Source organism: Nocardioides ochotonae, from assembly GCF_011420305.2.
Classification (GTDB): domain Bacteria; phylum Actinomycetota; class Actinomycetes; order Propionibacteriales; family Nocardioidaceae; genus Nocardioides; species Nocardioides ochotonae.
The window spans coordinates 2449906-2467977 of sequence record NZ_CP061769.1; the positions used below are offsets into that span (position 1 = coordinate 2449906).

Genomic DNA, 18072 nt, shown 5'->3' on the forward strand with positions numbered 1-18072 from the left:
CATGCAGGGCTTGAGCCTTGCGCTCGTAGCAGCCGGCCTCGCGGCCGCACCGGGGCTCCACGCCTCGGCCGCGGGGCCCGCACCCCGCACCACCGCAGCGGACGACTCCCTCGTCGCCAAGATGCGCAACGTCGCGGAGGGCAAGGTCAGCCTCACCCGTGAGGACGCGACCGGCGCCGTCGGCTTCGTCCGCGCCACCGACCTGCTCCCCTCGGTCGAGGGCGGCTCCCGCAAGGGCTCCGTCGACAAGGCCTCGGCCTACCTCGACCGCTACAGCGACGCGTTCGGCGCGCCGCGCGCCCAGCTCGTGCAGAGCGGCGTCACCGCCGACGAGCACGGCTGGACCGTCGACTACGTCCAGCGCTACCGCGGCGTGGAGGTGTTCGGCTCCCGGCTGCGCGCCCACCTCGACCGCGAGGGCGACCTGACCGCCGTCAACGGCTTCGTGGCGCCCGATCTCGACATCTCCACCTCTCCGCGCCTCACCGCGGCGCAGGCAGGCGAGCGCGCCGTCGCGACCGTCAAGGCCGACCCGCCCGAGGGCGCCCGACCCGGCGGCCTCGAGGCCGCCGCCAGCGACCTGGTGATCTACCGCCTCGGTGCGATCAAGGGCGAGGCCGGCGACGCCGTGCTCGCCTACGAGGTCGAGGTCACCAACGAGCGCGACGTGCGGGAGACGGTGATCGTCGACGCCGCCAGCGGCAAGCCGGTCAACCGCTGGTCGATGATCCACAGCCTCGAGCGCGAGCTCTACGAGGCCTCGGTCAACAACGGCGGCACGCCCGACGACGCCGCCGACGACACCGTGAAGCTGGACCGGGTCTGGCGCGAGGGCAACCCGCGCACCGGTCTCACCTCCTCCCAGCTCGACCTGGTCGACGGCACCGGCGACGCGTACTGGTTCTTCTACAACGCCTTCGGCCGCGACTCCTACGACGACCGCGGCGCGATCATGCGCACCGTCAACAACGACCCGCGGATCAGCTGCCCCAACGCCAACTGGAACGGCGTGACCACCAACTACTGCAACGGGGTGACCAGCGACGACACGGTCGCCCACGAGTGGGGCCACGCCTACACCGAGTACACCTCGGGCCTGATCTACCAGTGGCAGGCCGGCGCGATGAACGAGTCGTTCTCCGACATCTGGGGCGAGACCGTCGACCAGCTCAACGACCGCTTCAACGAGACGCCCAACAGCCGCCGTGCCGACGGGCAGTGCTCGGCCTACACGCGGGGCCCGATCGAGATGACGATCAACTCCCCCGCCGACATCGCCGGCCCCTGTGACGCCGCCCCGGCCTCGTTCGGCCCGGTCTTCAGCGCGCCGCTGACCACCGACGTCGTGGTCGCCACCGACGACGCCACCGACGGCACCACCGCCACCGACGGCTGCACGGCGTTCACCAACGCCGGCGCGGTCGCCGGCAAGTTCGCCTACGTCGACCGCGGCACCTGCTCGTTCGCGATCAAGGCGGCCAACGCCGAGGACGCGGGCGCCACCGGCATCGTGGTCGGCAACAACGACCCGGGCGGCGCACCCATCTCGATGTCCGGAAGCGCCGACATCTACGGCCTGATGGTCCGCACCGCCGACGGCGCGAAGATCAAGGCCGCGAACGGGCCGGTCAACATCACCGTCGGCCCGGCCGGCGAGGACGAGACCGACAACTCCTACCGCTGGCTCTCCGGCGAGGGCGACCCGGCCTTCGGCGGCGCGATCCGCGACATGTGGAACCCGAACTGCTACGGCGACCCGGGCAAGGTCTCCGACGCCCAGTACCACTGCAGCACCGACGACGCCGGCGGCGTGCACAGCAACTCCGGTGTCCCCAACCACGCCTTCGCCCTGCTGGTCGACGGTGGCACCTTCAACGACGTCACGGTGCCCGGCATCGGGCTGACCAAGGCCGCGCACCTCTTCTGGCGCACCCAGGCCAACTACCTGACGCCCACGTCGGACTTCACCGACCTCGCCGACGGGCTGGCAGCCTCCTGCACCGACCTCACCGGCCGCGGTCTCAACGCGCTCTCGACCGACGCCCGCGACCAGCGGGCCTCGGACGAGGTAATCAGCGCAGCCGACTGCGCCGCGGTCACGGCGGCCGCCGCTGCCGTCGAGCTCGACCAGGAGCCCACGCAGTGCGACTTCAAGCCGCTGCTCGACTCCAACGCCCCCGAGCTCGAGTGCGGGGACGGTCTGGAGACCGAGGTCGTGTGGTCCGAGGACTTCGAGGACGGCCTGGCCGGCTGGACCCAGGACGAGGAGCTCACCTTCGACGGCTACGGGTATGAGTGGACCACCGTGGCCGACGCGCCGGGCGGGCACACCTCGCAGGTCGCCTTCGCACCCGACCCCGCCGACGAGGGGAGCTGCGCCGGCGACGCCGAAGACGTCTCCAGCCGCAACGGGCTGATCAGCCCGGTCCTCACGCTGCCCAGGGGCACCTCGCCGCGGATGACGTTCGACCACTACGTCTCCACCGAGGCGTCGTGGGACGGCGGCAACGTGAAGGTCAGCGTCAACGGCGGCGACTTCGAGCTGCTGCCCGAGGAGGCCTTCCTCTTCAACGCCCCGAACGCCGCCTTGGCGACGGCGGCCGAGGGCAACACCAGCCCGATGGCCGGTGAGCCTGCCTGGACCGGCACCGACGGCGGCGAGATCCGCGGCAGCTGGGGCCAGACCCAGGTCGACCTCAGCACCATCGGCAAGGCCGGCGACACGCTGCAGTTCCGCTTCGACATGGGTCGCGACGGCTGCAACGGCATCGACGGCTGGTACGTCGACGACATCCAGGTCGTCGTCTGCTCCGACGGCACCGTCGCGCCGCCGGCTGCGGTGCGCTCCACCACCACCGCGACCGCGAAGCCGGCCAAGGTGACCCGCGGCGGCTCCTTCCAGGCCGTCGTCAAGGTCAAGGCCGCGGGCACGACCCCGGCCGGGACCGTCCAGCTGCTGAAGGCGGGCAAGAACGTCGCCCGTGGCACGCTCGGCGCCAACGGCACGGTCACGATCAAGGTGAAGGCAGGCGGGCCGCGGTTCAAGCCCGGCACGCACACCCTGGCCGCGAAGTACCTCGGCAGCGACACCGTCAACGGCAGCCGGACCACCTTCAAGATCCGGGTGGTCGCCAAGAAGAAGTAGCGCGGGTGGCGGCACCGGTCTCGCGGTCGGTGCCGCCACTCCCCCGCTGACTCCCCGCACGACGAAACGGGCCCCGCCGGACGATGTCCGGCGGGGCCCGTTCCTTTCGTGCGGAGGCTCAGGCCTCGATGACCACCGGGATGATCATCGGCCGGCGGCGGTGGGCGTTGCTGACCCAGCGCCCGATCGTGCGGCGCACGGTCTGCTGCAGCTGGTAGGTGTCGGTGTTGCCGTCGGCGATCGCGCGGTCAATCGCGTCGATGATCGGCTGCTTGATGTCCTCGAAGTCGGCGTCGGAGAAGGTGTTGCCACGTGCGTGGATCTCCGGGCCGGAGGCCACCTTGCCGCTGACCGAGTCGACCACGACGATGACCGAGACGAAGCCCTCCTCGCCGAGGATCCGGCGGTCCTTGAGGTCGGACTCGGTGATGTCGCCGACCGAGGAGCCGTCGACGAAGACGTAGCCGCAGTCGACCTTGCCGGTGACCCGGGCGACCCCGTCGACGAGGTCGACCACCATGCCGTCCTCGGCGATGACGACGTTCTCGACGCCGGTGGCCTTGGCGAGCTCGCCGTTGGCCAGCAGGTGCCGGATCTCGCCGTGCACCGGCATCACGTTGCGCGGCTGCACGATGTTGTAGCAGTACAGGAGCTCGCCGGCGCTGGCGTGCCCGGAGACGTGCACCATCGCGTTGCCCTTGTGCACCACTCGCGCGCCCCAGCGGGCCAGGCCGTTGATGACGCGGTAGACGGCGTTCTCGTTGCCCGGGATCAGGCTCGAGGCGAGCAGGACGGTGTCGCCCTCCTCGATGTGCACGAAGTTGTGGTTGCGCTGCGCGATCCGGCTCAGCGCGCTCATCGGCTCGCCCTGCGAACCGGTCGAGATCAGCACCTGGCGCTCGGGGGCCAGGTGCGCGAGCTCCTTGGCCTCGACCATCACGCCCTCGGGCACGGTGAGGTAGCCCAGGTCGCGGGCGATCGCCATGTTGCGCACCATCGAGCGCCCGACGTAGGCGACCTTGCGGTTGTGCGCCACGGCGGCGTCGAGGACCTGCTGGACACGGTGCACGTGGGAGGCGAAGCAGGCCACGATGATGCGCTGGGAGGACTCGCGGAAGACCTGGTCGATGACCGGGGTGATGTTCTTCTCCGCGGGCGTGAACCCGGGCGTCTCGGCGTTCGTGGAGTCGGTGAGGAACAGGTCGACGCCCGCCTCGCCGAGACGGGCGAAGGCGCGCAGGTCGGTGATCCGGCCGTCCAGCGGGAGCTGGTCCATCTTGAAGTCGCCGGTGTGCAGCACGACCCCGGCGCCGGTGCGGATCGCGACGGCGAGCGCGTCGGGGATCGAGTGGTTGACCGCGACGAACTCGAGCTCGAAGGGCCCGAAGGTCATGGTGTCGCCCTCGCGCACCTTGTGGTGCACGGTCTGGCGCAGCCGGTGCTCGCGCAGCTTGGAGTCCAGCAGCGCGAGGGTGAGCTCGGAGCCGACCAGCGGGATGTCCTGGCGCTCGCGCAGGAGGTACGGCGTGGCGCCGATGTGGTCCTCGTGGCCGTGGGTCAGCACCAGCGCCTCGATGTCCTCGAGGCGGTCGCGGATCGAGGAGAAGTCCGGGAGGATCAGGTCGACGCCGGGCTGGTGGTCCTCGGGGAACAGCACGCCACAGTCGACGATCAGCAGGCGGCCGTCGTACTCGAAGACGGTCATGTTGCGCCCGACGTCGCCCAGGCCGCCGAGCGGGGTCACCCGAAGGCCTCCCTTGGCCAGTGCGGGCGGTGCGGACAGCTCGGGGTGGGAGTGGCTCAAGATGCGGGTCCTTACTGCAGTAGGTCGGCCGCGACCAGGGCCGCGCGCAGCGCGGCGACCTCGTCGTCGTCCAGCTCCACCAGAGGGGAGCGGACGCGCCGGTTGTCGAGTACGCCGAGGAGCTGGAGCGCTGCCTTGGCGGTGGTCGCTCCATAGTTGGCGACGCCCATCACGGCGTCGATCGCGGGGAGCATCCGCGTGAAGATCTCGAGGGCCTTGACGGCGTCGCCGGCCCGGTAGGCGTCGTGCATGGCACGCAGCTCGTTGCCCATCACGTGTCCGCACACGGACACGAAGCCGGCGGCGCCGTGCGCCAGCCAGCCGAGGTTGGCGATGTCGTCGCCGGAGTAGACGGCGTAGCCCATCTGCATGATGCGCACGCCGCGGGGCAGGTCGCCGACGGCGTCCTTGACCGCCACGACGCTCTCCCAGTCGGCCATCGCGGCGTAGGTCTCCAGGGAGATCTGGCTGCCGGTGCGACCGGGGATGTCGTAGAGCATGACCGGGAGCTCGGCGGCGTCGACGACCTGGCGGAAGTGCTGCAGGATGCCGCGCTGCCCGGGCTTGTTGTAGTAAGGCGTCACGAGCAGCACGCCGTCGGCGCCGTTGCGCCGGGCCTGCTGGGCGAGCGTGATCGAGGTGCGGGTGTCGTTGGTGCCGACACCGGCGACCAGCGTGGCGCGGTCACCGACCGCGTCCTTCACGGCGGCGAGGATCTCGCCGTCCTCCGTGGGGGTCGTCGTGGGCGACTCGCCGGTGGTGCCGGAGACGACGAGGCCGTCGTGGCCGTTGTCGACGAGGTGGCGCGCGATGCGGGCGGTGCCGTCGAGGTCGAGTGAGCCGTCGGCGTGGAACGCAGTGGCCATCGCGGTGAGGACGGTGCCGAAGGGTGCAGCCGAGGTCATGCGGGCAAGGCTATCCCCCCACGACCCGCGGGAGCGCCACCGGTCACAGGCGCGGCGCCACCTCGGCGGCCACCAGGCGCAGGTGGTCGAGGTCGGCGAGGTCGAGTACCTGCAGGTAGATCCGCTGGGCACCGGCCTGCGCGTAGGCGCCGATCTTGTCCACGACCTCCTGCGGCGTGCCGGCCAGACCGTTCTCGCGCAGCTCGGCCACCTCGCGCCCGATCGCTGCGGCGCGTCGGGCGATCTCGGCCTCGTCCTTGCCGACGCACAGCACCAGGGCGTTGGACCAGGTCATCGTCGCGGGGTCGCGCCCCAGGTCCTCACAGGCGCGGGTGACCCGCGCGATCTGCGCCCGGGTCTCCTCGAGGTCGACGAACGGGAGGTTGAACTCGTCGGCGTAGCGGGCCGCCAACGCCGGGGTGCGCCGCTTGCCGCGCCCGCCGATGAGCACCGGCGGGCCGGGGGTCTGCGTCGGCTTGGGCAGGGCGGGCGACCCGGTGACCGGGTAGTGGGTGCCGGCGTGCTCGAAGATCTCGCCCGCCGGGGTGCGCCAGAGGCCAGTGATCACCGCGAGCTGCTCCTCGAAGCGGTCGAAGCGCTCGCGGGTGTCGGGGAACGGGATCGCGTACGCCGCGTGCTCGGCGGCGAACCACCCGGCGCCGAGGCCGAGCTCGACGCGCCCGCCGCTCATCTGGTCGACCTGCGCGACCTGGATCGCCAGCGGGCCGGGGTACCGGAAGGTCGCGGAGGTCATCAGCGTGCCGAGGCGGATGGTGCTGGTCTCCCGCGCCAGCCCGGCCAGCGTCGTCCACGCATCGGTGGGGCCGGGCAGGCCGTCGCCGCCCATCGTCAGGTAGTGGTCGGAGCGGAAGAAGGCGCCGTACCCGAGTCGCTCGGCCTCCTGGGCGACCCGCAGCAGATCGTCGTAGGTCGCGCCCTGTTGGGGCTCGGTGAACACGCGCAGCTCGACACCGTTGCTCATGGCCCCACTCTGACAGGCGGGCGGGTCAGTCGCGCACGCGCACCAGGTGGACCACGTCGAACCCGTCGTGGGCCTCGCGAGCGCTCTCGCGCCACTGGCCACGGTCGAAGTCGGGGTAGCGCGTGTCGCCCTCGGGGCTCAGGTGGACCTCGCTGAGCACCTGCTCGTCGGCGACCGGCAGCGCGAGGGCGTAGACCGCCGCTCCCCCGGCGACGTAGGCGGTCAGCCCGCGCTCGGCCGCGAGCGCCAGCGCCTCGTCGAGGTCGTGGGCCACGAGCACGCCCTCGGCCGACCAGGCCCGGTCGCGGGTGAGCACGATCGTGGTGCGCCCGGGCAGCGGGCGCCCGATCGAGTCGTACGTCGCGCGGCCCATGATCAGCGCGTGGCCCAGCGTCGTACGCCGGAAGTGGGCGAAGTCCTCCGGCAGGTGCCACGGGATCGTGCCGTCCGCGCCGATCACGCCGTTGTCGGCGACGGCGGCGATCAGCACCACCCGGGGCCGCGCCTCAGACGGCAACGGGGGCCTTGATCGCCGGGTGCGGGTCGTAGCCCTCGAGGGTGATGTGCTCGAGGTCGAAGGCGTCGAGCTCGGTCACCGAGGGGTCGAGGTGCAGCGTCGGCAGCGGCCGCGGCTCGCGGGTGAGCTGGAGACGGGCCTGCTCGAGGTGGTTGCTGTAGAGGTGGGCGTCACCGAAGGTGTGCACGAAGTCGCCGACCTCGAGCCCGGTCACCTGGGCGACCATGTGGGTGAGCAGCGCGTAGGAGGCGATGTTGAACGGCACGCCGAGGAACACGTCGGCGCTGCGCTGGTAGAGCTGGCACGACAGCCGGCCGGGGCCGTCGGTCTGCGGGGCGACGTAGAACTGGAACATCGTGTGACAGGGCGCCAGCGCCATCGACGGGATGTCGGCGACGTTCCAGGCCGACACGACGTGGCGGCGCGAGTCGGGGTCGGCGCGCAGCTGGGCGACGACCTGGGCGATCTGGTCGACGTGGCCGCCGTCCGGGGTCGGCCAGGAGCGCCACTGCCGGCCGTAGACCGGGCCGAGGTCGCCGTTGTCGTCGGCCCACTCGTCCCAGATCGAGATGCCGCGCTCGTGCAGCCACGCGACGTTGGTGTCGCCACGCAGGAACCACAGCAGCTCGCCGAAGATCGAGCGGGTGTGCACCTTCTTGGTGGTCACCAGCGGGAAGCCGGCGGTGAGGTCGAAGCGGATCTGGTGTCCGAAGACCGACCGGGTGCCGGTGCCGGTGCGGTCGGACTTCTCCACACCCTCGTCGAGCACCCGTTGCATGAGGTCGAGGTAGGCGCGCACCGCGCGAGCCTAGCCGTCGGCGCCGGGGAGGAGAACGCTGCCGTCCACCGTGGTCGCCGTGTCGCCGCCCACCCAGATGGTGCCGTCCTCGGCGGTCTCGACGTGCACCCGGCCGCGCCGTCCCAGCGCGGTGCCCTGCGAGGCGACGTACGACGCGGGCAGACGGGAGCCGGCCAGCCACTGGGCGAGACCGGCGTTGAGGCTGCCGGTCACCGGGTCCTCGGGCATCCCGTAGCCCGGGCAGAACGCGCGCACCTCGATCTCCGCGTCGCTGGCGCCGGGCGGGTAGATGCCGAGCACGCCGATCTTGAGGTCGCCGAACGCCGCGAAGTCCGGCTGCAGGCCGATCACCGCCGTCGCGTCGCCGAGCTGGATCCCGACCCAGCCCGGGCCGTTGTCGATCCAGGCGCTGCCGGCGATCTCGGCGACGTCGATGCGCAGCGCGCCGGCGATCCGCGCCAGGTCGGCCTCGGAGACCGGGCCGGAGCGCATCAGCGGCGGCGCGGCGAAGGCCAGCCGGTCGGTGCGCCGGATCCGCACCAGACCCGCACCGCACTCCTGCACCAGGTCCTCGCCCGCCGGTACGCCGCCGGCCTCGAGCCAGGCGTGCGCGCTGCCGAGCGTGGGGTGCCCGGCGAACGGCAGCTCGCCGCCCGGCGTCCAGATCCGCAGCCGGTAGTCGGCGCCCGGCTCGGTCGGGCGCAGCAGGAACGTGGTCTCGGACAGGTTGGTCCAGCGCGCGAACGCCGCCATGTCGGCGTCACTGACGTCGTCGGCGTCGTGGACGACGGCGACCGGGTTCCCGAGCAGCGGAGCGGAGGAGAAGACGTCGACCTGGCGGAAGCGGTGCATGCCCGGCACCGTACCCAGCCGGCGGTGGGACCAGTGGCGCTCAGCCGGCGCCGGTGGTGACCACGTGGGCGGTGAACGCCGCGACGTCGCGCCCGCGGCGCGCCGGGTCGTCGTACGACGAGGGCGCGGCGGGGTGCTCTCGCAGGCGCAGCGCCTCGCGCAGCACCTGGTGGAAGCGCACTGGATAGTGGCCCAGGCCCCAGCGGCCGGCCCGCGACTTGGTGGTCATCTCGCCAGTGACCAGGAGGTGGTCCAGGCGGGCCACGCCGAGCACGCACCAGGAGCACGACTGCTCCCGGGCCGCCTCGCCCGGCATCGCGGCGAGAGCGTGGGCGGTCTCGCGCCAGTAGGTGTCGAGGTTGGTGCGGGTGAACTCGCGCAGCACGTCCGCATCGGTCCAGACCTCACCTGCGACGAGCGGCCGCCCGGCGACGGTCAGTCCGGTGGGCGAGCTCGTGCCAGACCACGACGGCCTCGTGGACGGTCTGCTCGTCCTCGAAGTGCCCGTGCAGCACGCCAGGCACGTCGGGGCATCGGCGCGGGTCGCCCGCCAGGTCGCTGGCGAGCAGGTGGTAGCCATCGAAGGGCGTCGGGTGGCTCGTAGCCAGGTGCGCGTGGACGGCCCGCAGGGCGCGCAGGTCCGCGGCGTCGGGTCGCCGGGCCAGGACCGCCACGAAGTCGACGTCGCTGTGCCCCTCGACCCACTCGCCGAACGCGACGCCGCCGCGCAGGTGCAGCGCCTCGACCAGGCCGGGGGGCGCCGCGGCGAGGAAGTCAGCGCAGAGGTCGGCGACGGGCCCCGGGAGGCTGTCGCCGACGGGGCGCGTCACCGGGTCGGGAACGCTCAGGGGTGCAACGACATCGGGCCGTAGACCGCGCGGTCGTGCTCGAAGAGCGTGACCGCGTCGACGCCGGCGTCGGCCAGGTCGGCCCAGATCTCGCCGACCCAGGACTCGGCGTCGGCCTGGCTCTCGAAGCGCTGTCCGGCGAGCTCGCCCTCGAGGCTCACCTCGGCGCCGGTGGAGTCCTCGGGGCGCCACCACCACGGCTGCTCGGCGGGGACGGGGGCGCGGAACGTCGGGGGCTGGTCGGGAAGGGACACGGCTACACCTCTCGCACGGACGGCTGGACGAACGGGGGCTTGGTGACCACGAAGGCCTCGCGGCGGCCGCGGACGTCGACGCCGACCTCGGCGTCGACCTTGACGTGCGGGGCGAGATAGGCCAGGCCCACCCCCTTGCGCAGCGTCGGGGAGAAGGTGCCGGAGGTGACCTCTCCGGCGGAGTCGCCGGCGGCGTCAGGGCCCTCGGAGACCGTCATGCCGGGACGCGGGATGCCGCGACCGGCGGCCACGATCCCGCGCAGCACCCGGCTCGGGCCGGCGGCGCGCTCGGCGAGCAGCGCCTCGCGGCCCCAGAACGACGGCTTGTCCCAGCCGACCGCCCAGGCGAGCCGCGCCTGGACGGGCGTGGTGTCGAGGGTGATGTCCTGCCCGTGGAGCGGGTAGCCCATCTCGGTGCGCAGCGTGTCGCGCGCACCCAGCCCGCACGGCACGATGCCGCGCCGGTGACCGGCTTCCAGGAGCGCGTCCCACAGCGGGACCGCGACGGCGTACGGCGCGATCAGCTCGTAGCCGCGCTCGCCGGTGTAGCCGCTGCGGCACACCACGACCCGCTCGCCACGGAACGGCGCCAGCGCAAAGGACATGTAGTCATGGCCGACGGGCATGCCGAGCTCGGTCAGCACCTCGTCGGACTCCGGGCCCTGCACGGCGAGGACGACGTGGTCGCGGTGCTCGTCGACGACCTCGACGCCGGGCGGTGCCTGCGCGGCGAGGCGGCGCTCGACCTCAGCGGAGTTCGACGCGTTGGGGACCAGCAGGACCTCGTCGTCACCGCGCAGGTAGACGATCAGGTCGTCGACGATGCCGCCGGTCGCGTCCTCGCAGCACAGCGTGTACTGCGCCTGGCCGGGGCGGATCCGGTCCAGGTCGTTGGTGAGGACGGAGTTGAGGTACGCCGCGGCGCCGGGACCGCGCACGACGAGCTTGCCCAGGTGGCTCACGTCGAAGAGGCCGACCCCGGTGCGGACCGCCTGGTGCTCCTTGACCACGCCGGTGGGGTACTCCAGCGGCATCGACCAGCCGCCGAACTCGGCGAACTTCGCCCCGAGCTCGGTGTGGCGCTCGTGCAGCGGGGACCTGAGCAGCGGCGCAGTGGTTCCGACCATGGCGTCAACCTACCGTCGACGGCCACCGGTTAGCCTGCAACCGTGACGTCGTACACGCTGCGTAAGGCCAGTCCCGCCAAGACCCGCTGCGACGCTGTCGTCGTCGGTGTCGTGCAGACGCCGAAGGGGGTGCAGCTCGCCCCCGGCGGCGAGGACGTCGCGTCGGCGTGGGGCCGCAAGCTCTCGCCGCTGCTCGCCAGCCTGGCGGTGAAGGGCGGCGCCGGGGAGATCACCCGGATCCCGACCGGCGGCACCATCACCGCGCCGCTGCTCGTGCTGGTGGGCCTGGGCAAGGAGCCGACGCCGGTCCAGGTGCGCCGCGCCGCCGGTGCCGCCGCCCGCGCGGTGCCCAACTCCGCCTCCGTCGCGGTGGCGCTGCCCGCGGACTCCCCCGCGCTGGTGCGCGCCGTCACCGAGGGCTGGATGCTCGGCGGCTACACGTTCACGGCGTACAAGTCCGACTCCGCGAAGGAGACCGCGAGCGAGCACCCCGGCGAGGTCGTCGTGCTCACCCCGGACGCGCGCGACGCCGAGGTGAAGGCGGCCTTCGAGGAGGCTCAGGTGGTCGCCGAGTCCGTGGCCACCTGCCGCGACTGGGTCAACACGCCGCCCGGCGACCTGCGCCCGCCGGCGTTCGCCGACGCCGTCGAGACCGCGTTCAACGAGATCGGCAGCGGCCGCGGCGCTCCGAAGCTGTCGGTGACGGTGCTCGACGAGAAGCGGCTGGCCGAGCTCGGCTGCGGCGGCATCCTCGGCGTGGGCGCCGGCTCCGACGCGCCCCCGCGACTGGTGGAGATCAGCTACACCCCCAAGGGCGCCACCACCCACCTGGCGCTGGTCGGCAAGGGCATCACCTTCGACTCCGGCGGCCTCAGCATCAAGCCGGCCGCCAACATGCACGAGATGAAGTCCGACATGGGCGGCGCCGCCGCCGTCGTGCAGGCGACCGTCGCGATCGCCCGGCTCGGCCTGCCGGTGCGTGTCAGCACGTTCGTGCCGATGGCCGAGAACATGCTCTCCGGCTCCGCCACCCGCCCAGGCGACGTGCTGCGGATGTACGGCGGCACCACCGTCGAGATCCTCAACACCGACGCCGAGGGCCGCCTGGTGCTGGCCGACGCGCTCGTCCGGGCCACCGAGCAGAAGCCCGACGTCGTGGTCGATGTCGCCACTCTCACCGGCCACATGGTCGTCGCGCTCGGCGACAAGGTCGCCGGCGTGATGGGCTCCCCTGAGATCGTCGAGCAGGTGCGCGCCGCCGCCGCCAGCGCCGGCGAGGACGTCTGGCCGATGCCGATCCCCGAGATCATGGACGAGCGCATCCACTCCTCCAAGATCGCCGACCTCGCCCAGCACGACTGGATCCGCTGGGGCGGCGGGCTGTACGCCGCGGCCTTCCTGCGCGAGTTCACCGCCGGGCTCCCCTGGGCCCACCTCGACATCGCCGGCCCGGCGTACACCTCCGGCGGCGCCTCGGGCCACGTCACCTCCGGCGGCACCGGCTTCGCCGTCGCCACCCTGGTCGACTACGCACGGGCCCTGGCCGCCCAGGAGCGCTGACCCGGGCCTCCGTCGGTCGAGCCTGTCGAGACCGGCAAGCAGAGCCTGGGCAACCGTCAGACCCCGCCAGAAAATTCTGGCGGGGTCTGAGGCGGTGGACCTACTCGTCGGGCGGGTGGGCGGTGACGAGCCGGGTGGTGCCGTGGTCCTTGATCAGGTGCAGCCCGTGGGGTGAGCGCCAGAGGTACGTCGCGGCATCGGTCTTGTCGTAGGTCCATGCGGTGTGCGTCTTCGCCCGGTGATGTCGGCGGCAAAGCGGGGCGAGGTTGCACGAGCACGTCGGGCCGCCGGTCCCGTGGGCGATCACATGGTCGGTGTCGCAGCGACGGGCGGGGCGCTCGCACCACAGGAACGCACACACCGGTTGGGCGACCTTGGTCTGCTCGACCAGCTTGTCGGGGATCGCGTAGGCGTCGGTGTGGTGGTGGTCCTCGAGGTCGATGACCGGCTTGATCACGACCTGGGCGTCGCTGCTGCACCAGTCGCGGACCTGGGCGGTGGAGACGATGGATCGGGTCTCCTCCACGTGGGCGATGCCGGCTTCGTCACGGCTGATCGCGGCGTGCGAGAGGTGGACGTGGATGACCACCTGGCGCGGCTTGACCACCGAGGCGGCGCCCTCACCGGCTTCGGTGCGGAGGTCGAAGGTCAGCTGGCGCCGGGCGAGCTCCCCGGCGGCCATCGAGCGGCGCACGTCCAACGACTCCGTGGACCCCAGGGTCGCGAGTTCCTCGGCGCCCTGACGGATCGCGGTGTCGAGATCGATCGCGTCGGCCAGGTCGAGGAGACCCTCCACGTGCACGGTCCCGTCGTGGGTGGCTTCGTCGGTGCGCACGTCGAAGCGGCGTCCGTCGGCGGCCTCGCGGCGGTCCTTCTCCGCACCCTCGGGGTCGAACGTCACCCGGGCGCTGTCGACGAGACGTCCGATCCCGGCCCAACTGATCTTGCCGACGACTGCGGCGAGCTGTCGGTCGACGAACTCGGCACCGGCCAGCGGCAGCGCGGTGGTCAGCTGCGCGACCCGGCGGGCCTTCCAGGCGGGCACCTCGCCGGCGCGGACGCGCTTGAAGATCCGCGGCAGCCGGTGGGCCAGCTCGAGCGCGTCACCGACGAGGTCCCGGGCCGCGTCGGTGGACAGGCCGAGTGCGGCGCCGAACTCCATCGGCGCGAACTCAGCGACCAGCGGCGTCCCCTCCCCGGCCAGCGGCACGGCGAGCTCGCCCCGCTGCACGGCAGACCCGCTGCGCCTGCGCGAACGCCAGCACGGCGGCTGGAGTGTCGCAGTCGGGGAGCTCGGAGTCGGCCATGCCTCATTCTACTCGAACGCACGTTCGAGGAACAGGGGCGAGCAAGGCCTGTGAAGTAAAGAAAATCGCGGACGCGAGCCGGCCCTCGGGGGTCTCGACGAGCTCGACCCACGGGCACCACTCGACCAAGGGGCCCGCCCACCTACCGCCCAGCGCTCGACCGACGGGCAGGCCCTACAGACCCTGCTGCTTGCGGCGCCGGTTGTAGTCGCGCATGCGCTGCGGGATGCCGACGACGGCGGCGTCGTACGACGGGACCTGGAAGGTGTTGCAGAAGCGGTGGGCCCACTCGACGGAGGGGACGCGGCGGCGCGTCCACTCACCGTCGTGGGCGACGAGAAGCAGCGTGACGTCGCTGACGGCGGTCCGCGGCTCGACGAAGCCCTCGACGCCGCGGCGCGCGGTGACCCACGTGCGCAGGTGCTCCTCGTCGACCTTGCTCGCTGCCCGGACACTCGTGGAGCCGGTGCGGAACCCGTCCGCTGCCGGCTTGCTCATCCGGCCACCGGAGCGACGTCGGAAGCGATCCATCAGACCCATGAGGGACAGTCTGCCTGCTGGCACCGCACTTGCGGGCCAGTTCACCGCCCGCGACCCGGTGTGGACAGCGTGGCGGAAGGTGCGAAGATGGGGCCCCGCTCGCGCGGCACACAGGGAAGGAACACGGTGGCCGACACCGACTACGACGTACTCATCCTCGGCGGAGGCTCTGGTGGCTACGCGTGCGCCCTGCGGGCCGCGCAGCTGGACCTGAGCGTCGCCGTGGTCGAGGAGTCGAAGGTCGGCGGCACCTGTCTCCACCAGGGCTGCATCCCCACCAAGGCCCTCCTGCACGCCGCCGAGGTCGCCGACTCCGCGCGCCACGCCGAGCAGTTCGGCGTCCGCGCCTCGCTCGAGGGCATCGACATGGCCGGGGTCCAGGCCTACAAGGACGGCGTCGTCAAGCGCCTGTTCAACGGCTTGACCGGCCTCGTGCGCAGCCGCGGCATCACCGTCATCGAGGGCCACGGCCGCCTCACCGGCCCCCGCCAGGTCACCGTCGGCGACACCACCTACACAGCGCGGCACGTCGTGCTCGCCTCCGGCTCCTACCCGCGCACGCTGCCCGGCCTCGACATCGACGGCGAGCGGGTCCTGACCTCCGACCACGCGCTCACCCTCGACCGCGTGCCCGCGACGGTGGCCGTGCTCGGCGGCGGCGTCATCGGCTGCGAGTTCGCGAGCGTGTGGCGCAGCTTCGGCGCCGAGGTCACCATCATCGAGGCACTCCCCCGGCTCGTCGCCGGCGAGGACGAGGCCTCCTCCAAGGCCCTCCAGCGCGCCTTCTCCAAGCGAGGCATCACCGTGCGCACCGGCACCGCCTTCGAGAGCGTCACGCACACCGACACCGGGGTCGCGGTCACCGTGGCCGGCGGCGAGGTGATCGAGGCCGAGCTGCTGCTCGTCGCAGTCGGGCGCGGCCCGCGCACCGACGCACTCGGGTACGACGAGCAGGGCGTGGCCATGGAGCGCGGCTTCGTGCTGACCGACGAGCGCTGCCGCACCAACCTCGACGGCGTCCGCGCCGTCGGCGACATCGTCCCCGGCCTCCAGCTCGCCCACCGCGGTTTCGCGCAGGGCATCTTCGTGGCCGAGGACATCGCCGGGCTCGACCCGCGCCCCATCGACGAGGCGGGCATCCCCCGGGTCACCTACACCTCACCCGAGGTGGCCTCGGTCGGCCTCGACGAGAGCGCCGCCCGCGCGGCGTACGGCGAGGACGGGATCGAGACCCTCACCTACGACCTCGGGGGCAACGGCAAGAGCCAGATCCTCAAGACCCAGGGGTTCGTGAAGCTGATCCGGCGCGCCGACGGCCCCGTCGTCGGCATCCACCTGGTCGGCGACCGGGTGGGCGAGCTCGTGGGCGAGGCCCAGCTGATCCACGGCTGGGAGGGGTACCCCGAAGACGTGGCGCCTCTCGTCCACGCCCACCCCACGCAGCACGAGGCGCTGGGCGAGGCACACCTCGCCCTGGCCGGCAAGCCGCTCCACACGCATTCCTGACACCACCCACATCGAAGAGAACGCGAGCGAAGGAACCTCCATTGGCCACCGAAGTCAACCTCCCGGCACTCGGGGAGTCCGTCACCGAAGGCACCGTCACCCGTTGGCTCAAGCAGGTCGGTGACACCGTTGCGGTGGACGAGCCGCTGCTCGAGGTCTCCACCGACAAGGTCGACACCGAGATCCCCTCCCCGATCGCCGGCACCCTGCTGGAGATCAAGGCCCAGGAGGACGACACCGTCGAGGTGGGCGCCGTGCTGGCGCTCATCGGCGACGAGGGCGAGTCCGCCGGCAGCTCCGAGTCCGAGGAGGCTCCCGCCGAGGAGCCCGAGCCGGAGGAGGAGAAGGCCGAGGAGCCCGCAGCCGCGCAGGAGCCCGCCCCGGCCGCCGAGGAGGCCGAGAAGCCCGCCGCCGAGACCAAGCCCTCCGGCGGCTCCGGCACCCCCGTCACCCTCCCCGCGCTCGGTGAGTCCGTCACCGAGGGCACCGTCACCCGTTGGCTCAAGCAGGTCGGTGACACCGTTGCGGTGGACGAGCCGCTGCTCGAGGTCTCCACCGACAAGGTCGACACCGAGATCCCCTCCCCGATCGCCGGCACCCTGCTGGAGATCAAGGCCGAGGAGGACGAGACGGTCGAGGTCGGCGCCGAGCTCGCGATCATCGGCGACGCCGGTGCCGCTCCCGCCGAGGAGAAGGCCCCCGAGCCGGAGCCTGCCGCCGAGCCGGAGCCGGAGCCCGAGCCCGAGCCCGAGCCGGAGCCGGAGCCGGAGCCGGTCCAGGAGAAGGCCCCCGAGCCGGAGCAGAAGCCCGCCCCGGCCGAGAAGAAGCCCGAGCCCGAGCAGAAGCCCGCCGCTCCTGCCGCCTCCTCCGCCCCCACCTCCTCCGGTGATGGCCACGGCTACGTCACCCCGCTGGTGCGCAAGCTCGCCCAGCAGCACGGCGTGGATCTCGGCAGCATCACCGGCACCGGTGTCGGTGGGCGCGTGCGCAAGCAGGACGTTCTCGACGCCGCGGCCGCCGCGAAGCAGCAGGCCGCCCCGGCCGCCGCTGTCCCGCAGCAGTCGACCGCCCAGCAGCCCGCCGCTGCCTCGGCGACCCCGTCGCCGCTGCGCGGCACCACGGAGAAGATCAGCCGCCTGCGCAAGATCATCTCCGAGCGCATGCTGGACTCGCTGCACACCTCGGCGCAGCTGACCCAGGTCGTCGAGGTCGACGTCACCAACGTCGCCCGTCTGCGCGACGCCGCGAAGGCCGACTTCCTGGCCCGTGAGGGCGTCAAGCTGACCTACCTGCCGTTCTTCGCCAAGGCAGCGGTCGACGCACTCAAGCAGCACCCCAAGCTCAACGCGACCATCGACGCCGAGGCCGGCGAGGTGACCTACTACGACCGCGAGAACGTCGCGTTCGCCGTCGACACCGACAAGGGCCTGCTGACCCCGGTCGTCAAGGACGCCGGCGACCTCTCGATCGCCGGTCTGGCGAAGAAGATCGCCGACGTCGCGGAGCGCACCCGCACCAACAAGATCGGCCCGGACGAGCTCGGTGGCGGCACCTTCACCATCACCAACCTCGGCAGCGTCGGCGCCCTGTGGGACACCCCGATCATCAACCAGCCCCAGGTCGCCATCCTCGGCCCGGGTGCGGTCGTCAAGCGCCCGGTCGTGATCGACGACCCCAACCTCGGTGAGACGATCGCGGTGCGCCACATGGTCTACCTCGCGCTGACCTACGACCACCGCCTGGTCGACGGTGCGGACGCCGGTCGCTTCCTCACCGACGTGAAGAAGCGTCTCGAGGCTGGCGTCTTCGACATCTGATCCACACCGCTCGCGCCGAGTCGGCGCGGACGACGGGTGCTCTCCCCGGCTTCGGCCGGTGGGCAGTCCCGACGTCCGCGCCGACTCGCGCATTTCGGGGGACCCGGAT

Annotated in this window: 16 protein-coding genes; 4 read left to right on the plus strand and 12 right to left on the minus strand. The window is 72.3% G+C overall.

Annotated features, from left to right (window positions below; all coding sequences use genetic code 11):
* The first annotated feature begins 10 nt into the window (after positions 1–10).
* Positions 11–3145, plus strand: a complete 3135-nt coding sequence (locus HBO46_RS11855; RefSeq protein WP_166139281.1) for a M4 family metallopeptidase — start codon at positions 11–13, stop codon at positions 3143–3145.
* A 118-nt stretch (positions 3146–3263) separates the two neighbouring features.
* Here HBO46_RS11855 and HBO46_RS11860 read toward each other — a convergent pair whose 3' ends face one another.
* From HBO46_RS11860 to gcvT, 10 genes are read right to left on the minus strand one after another with little or no spacing between them, the layout of a single operon-like run.
* Positions 3264–4949, minus strand: coding sequence for a ribonuclease J (locus HBO46_RS11860; RefSeq protein WP_166139279.1), 1686 nt, complete (start codon positions 4947–4949; stop codon positions 3264–3266).
* An 11-nt stretch (positions 4950–4960) separates the two neighbouring features.
* The gene (gene dapA / locus HBO46_RS11865; RefSeq protein ID WP_166139277.1) at positions 4961–5854 is read right to left on the minus strand and encodes a 4-hydroxy-tetrahydrodipicolinate synthase; all 894 of its coding nucleotides are present in this window, start codon (positions 5852–5854) and stop codon (positions 4961–4963) included.
* Between the two features lie 43 nt (positions 5855–5897).
* Positions 5898–6836 carry an LLM class F420-dependent oxidoreductase gene (locus tag HBO46_RS11870; protein WP_166139275.1) on the minus strand — a complete coding sequence of 313 codons (939 nt, stop codon included), beginning with the start codon at positions 6834–6836 and terminating at the stop codon, positions 5898–5900.
* Positions 6837–6861: 25 nt separating this feature from the next.
* Positions 6862–7329, minus strand: a complete 468-nt coding sequence (locus HBO46_RS11875) for a dihydrofolate reductase (protein ID WP_224769015.1) — start codon at positions 7327–7329, stop codon at positions 6862–6864.
* 13 nt (positions 7330–7342) lie between these two features.
* Complete coding sequence (locus HBO46_RS11880; protein WP_166139272.1) at positions 7343–8152, minus strand: thymidylate synthase; 810 nt, start codon at positions 8150–8152, stop codon at positions 7343–7345.
* Positions 8153–8161: 9 nt separating this feature from the next.
* A complete protein-coding gene (locus HBO46_RS11885; protein ID WP_166139270.1) occupies positions 8162–9004 on the minus strand; it encodes a PhzF family phenazine biosynthesis protein in 843 nt (280 codons plus the stop codon).
* 40 nt (positions 9005–9044) lie between these two features.
* Positions 9045–9389 (minus strand): aminoglycoside adenylyltransferase domain-containing protein, encoded by a 345-nt coding sequence (locus HBO46_RS11890; protein ID WP_166139268.1) that lies wholly within the window; start codon positions 9387–9389, stop codon positions 9045–9047.
* A gap of 19 nt (positions 9390–9408) precedes the next feature.
* Positions 9409–9834: a hypothetical protein gene (locus HBO46_RS11895; protein ID WP_166139266.1), complete on the minus strand. Its 426-nt coding sequence runs from the start codon at positions 9832–9834 to the stop codon at positions 9409–9411.
* Positions 9835–9848: 14 nt separating this feature from the next.
* Complete coding sequence (locus tag HBO46_RS11900; protein WP_166139005.1) at positions 9849–10106, minus strand: hypothetical protein; 258 nt, start codon at positions 10104–10106, stop codon at positions 9849–9851.
* Between the two features lie 2 nt (positions 10107–10108).
* Positions 10109–11233 (minus strand): glycine cleavage system aminomethyltransferase GcvT, encoded by a 1125-nt coding sequence (gcvT, locus tag HBO46_RS11905; protein ID WP_166139264.1) that lies wholly within the window; start codon positions 11231–11233, stop codon positions 10109–10111.
* A gap of 42 nt (positions 11234–11275) precedes the next feature.
* Here gcvT and HBO46_RS11910 point away from each other — a divergent pair, with 42 nt between their 5' ends.
* Positions 11276–12793, plus strand: coding sequence for a leucyl aminopeptidase (locus HBO46_RS11910; RefSeq protein WP_166139262.1), 1518 nt, complete (start codon positions 11276–11278; stop codon positions 12791–12793).
* Between the two features lie 100 nt (positions 12794–12893).
* Here the strand turns inward: HBO46_RS11910 and HBO46_RS11915 are convergent, their stop codons facing one another.
* Together HBO46_RS11915 and HBO46_RS11920 are read right to left on the minus strand one after the other, a co-directional pair.
* The gene (locus HBO46_RS11915) at positions 12894–14024 is read right to left on the minus strand and encodes an HNH endonuclease (RefSeq protein WP_166139260.1); all 1131 of its coding nucleotides are present in this window, start codon (positions 14022–14024) and stop codon (positions 12894–12896) included.
* A gap of 250 nt (positions 14025–14274) precedes the next feature.
* Complete coding sequence (locus HBO46_RS11920; protein ID WP_166139258.1) at positions 14275–14598, minus strand: hypothetical protein; 324 nt, start codon at positions 14596–14598, stop codon at positions 14275–14277.
* A 168-nt stretch (positions 14599–14766) separates the two neighbouring features.
* Between HBO46_RS11920 and lpdA the strand changes: the two genes are divergently transcribed.
* Positions 14767–16146: a dihydrolipoyl dehydrogenase gene (lpdA, locus tag HBO46_RS11925; protein ID WP_224769016.1), complete on the plus strand. Its 1380-nt coding sequence runs from the start codon at positions 14767–14769 to the stop codon at positions 16144–16146.
* A gap of 41 nt (positions 16147–16187) precedes the next feature.
* Positions 16188–17963, plus strand: coding sequence for a 2-oxoglutarate dehydrogenase, E2 component, dihydrolipoamide succinyltransferase (gene sucB, locus HBO46_RS11930; RefSeq protein WP_166139255.1), 1776 nt, complete (start codon positions 16188–16190; stop codon positions 17961–17963).
* Positions 17964–18072 lie beyond the last annotated feature (109 nt).